At 52.2% G+C, this 3,083-nt stretch carries 1 rRNA gene; it reads right to left on the bottom strand.

Annotated elements, in window-relative coordinates:
• Positions 1-27: 27 nt before the first annotated feature.
• A 23S ribosomal RNA gene (locus tag ACRAWE_RS24320) occupies positions 28-2,934 on the bottom strand.
• Positions 2,935-3,083: the final 149 nt, after the last annotated feature.

Consider the following 3,083-nt stretch of genomic DNA (forward strand, 5'->3'; position numbering starts at 1 on the left):
TCTCTCTAAAAACACCTTCGGTGTTGTAAGGTTAAGCCTCACGGATCATTAGTACTGGTTAGCTCAATGCATCGCTGCACTTACACACCCAGCCTATCAACGTCTTAGTCTTAAACGTTCCTTCAGGGACCTTAAAGGTCCAGGGAAGACTCATCTTGAGGCAAGTTTCGCGCTTAGATGCTTTCAGCGCTTATCTTTTCCGCACTTAGCTACCGGGCAATGCCATTGGCATGACAACCCGAACACCAGTGGTGCGTTCACTCCGGTCCTCTCGTACTAGGAGCAACCCCTCTCAATCTTCCAACGCCCACGGCAGATAGGGACCGAACTGTCTCACGACGTTCTAAACCCAGCTCGCGTACCACTTTAAATGGCGAACAGCCATACCCTTGGGACCTACTTCAGCCCCAGGATGTGATGAGCCGACATCGAGGTGCCAAACACCGCCGTCGATATGAACTCTTGGGCGGTATCAGCCTGTTATCCCCGGAGTACCTTTTATCCGTTGAGCGATGGCCCTTCCATTCAGAACCACCGGATCACTAAGACCTACTTTCGTACCTGCTCGAGCCGTCACTCTCGCAGTCAAGCTAGCTTATGCCTTTGCACTAACCTCACGATGTCCGACCGTGATTAGCTAACCTTCGTGCTCCTCCGTTACTCTTTGGGAGGAGACCGCCCCAGTCAAACTACCCACCAGACACTGTCCTCACCCCGGATCACGGGGCAGAGTTAGAACATCAAACATTAAAGGGTGGTATTTCAAGGATGGCTCCACGCAGACTGGCGTCCACGCTTCAAAGCCTCCCACCTATCCTACACATCAAGGCTCAATGTTCAGTGTCAAGCTATAGTAAAGGTTCACGGGGTCTTTCCGTCTTGCCGCGGGTACACTGCATCTTCACAGCGAGTTCAATTTCACTGAGTCTCGGGTGGAGACAGCCTGGCCATCATTACGCCATTCGTGCAGGTCGGAACTTACCCGACAAGGAATTTCGCTACCTTAGGACCGTTATAGTTACGGCCGCCGTTTACTGGGGCTTCGATCAAGAGCTTCGCCTTGCGGCTGACCCCATCAATTAACCTTCCAGCACCGGGCAGGCGTCACACCGTATACGTCCACTTTCGTGTTTGCACAGTGCTGTGTTTTTATTAAACAGTTGCAGCCAGCTGGTATCTTCGACTGGCTTCAGCTCCATCCGCAAGGGACTTCACCTACATGCCAGCGTGCCTTCTCCCGAAGTTACGGCACCATTTTGCCTAGTTCCTTCACCCGAGTTCTCTCAAGCGCCTTGGTATTCTCTACCTGACCACCTGTGTCGGTTTGGGGTACGATTTAATGTTACCTGGAGCTTAGAGGATTTTCCTGGAAGCAGGGCATCAACTACTTCTGCACCGTAGTGCATCGTCATCACGCCTCAGGGTTGATATGCAACCGGATTTACCAGGTCACACCCCCTACACGCTTAAACCGGGACAACCGTCGCCCGGCTAGCCTAGCCTTCTCCGTCCCCCCTTCGCAGTAACACCAAGTACAGGAATATTAACCTGTTTCCCATCGACTACGCTTTTCAGCCTCGCCTTAGGGGTCGACTCACCCTGCCCCGATTAACGTTGGACAGGAACCCTTGGTCTTCCGGCGAGCGGGCTTTTCACCCGCTTTATCGTTACTTATGTCAGCATTCGCACTTCTGATACCTCCAGCAACCCTCACAGGCCACCTTCAACGGCTTACAGAACGCTCCCCTACCCAACAACGCTAAGCGTCGCTGCCGCAGCTTCGGTGCATGGTTTAGCCCCGTTACATCTTCCGCGCAGGCCGACTCGACCAGTGAGCTATTACGCTTTCTTTAAATGATGGCTGCTTCTAAGCCAACATCCTGGCTGTCTATGCCTTCCCACATCGTTTCCCACTTAACCATGACTTTGGGACCTTAGCTGGCGGTCTGGGTTGTTTCCCTCTTCACGACGGACGTTAGCACCCGCCGTGTGTCTCCCGTGATAACATTCTTCGGTATTCGGAGTTTGCATCGGTTTGGTAAGCCGGGATGGCCCCCTAGCCGAAACAGTGCTCTACCCCCGAAGATGAGTTCACGAGGCGCTACCTAAATAGCTTTCGGGGAGAACCAGCTATCTCCCGGTTTGATTGGCCTTTCACCCCCAGCCACAAGTCATCCGCTAATTTTTCAACATTAGTCGGTTCGGTCCTCCAGTTAGTGTTACCCAACCTTCAACCTGCCCATGGCTAGATCACCGGGTTTCGGGTCTATACCTTGCAACTATTCGCCCAGTTAAGACTCGGTTTCCCTACGGCTCCCCTATACGGTTAACCTTGCTACAAAATATAAGTCGCTGACCCATTATACAAAAGGTACGCAGTCACACCACGAAGGTGCTCCCACTGCTTGTACGTACACGGTTTCAGGTTCTATTTCACTCCCCTCGCCGGGGTTCTTTTCGCCTTTCCCTCACGGTACTGGTTCACTATCGGTCAGTCAGGAGTATTTAGCCTTGGAGGATGGTCCCCCCATATTCAGACAGGATGTCACGTGTCCCGCCCTACTCATCGAACTCACGACCTGTGCATTTTAGTGTACGGGGCTATCACCCTTTGCTGCGCGACTTTCCAGACGCTTCCACTAACACACAAGCCGATTCAGGTTCTGGGCTCCTCCCCGTTCGCTCGCCGCTACTGGGGGAATCTCGGTTGATTTCTTTTCCTCGGGGTACTTAGATGTTTCAGTTCCCCCGGTTCGCCTCATGCCACTATGTATTCATGACATGATAGTGTGTCGAAACACACTGGGTTTCCCCATTCGGGTATCGCCGGTTGTAACGGTTCATATCACCTTACCGACGCTTTTCGCAGATTAGCACGCCCTTCATCGCCTCTGACTGCCTAGGCATCCACCGTGTACGCTTAGTCACTTAACCTCACAACCCGAAGATGTTTCCATCGTTCGTGCTGCAAACATTTGAGAGACTCTATGACAGGTTACTCTTCATCCCAATACATCTACGGAGGGATAAATTTCAGCCGTCATGTTTCAATTTTCAGCTTGTTCCAGATTGTTAAAGAGCAA

This window comes from Serratia sp. BFP-2025, assembly GCF_050880365.1.
Taxonomy (GTDB): Bacteria; Pseudomonadota; Gammaproteobacteria; order Enterobacterales; family Enterobacteriaceae; genus Serratia; species Serratia surfactantfaciens.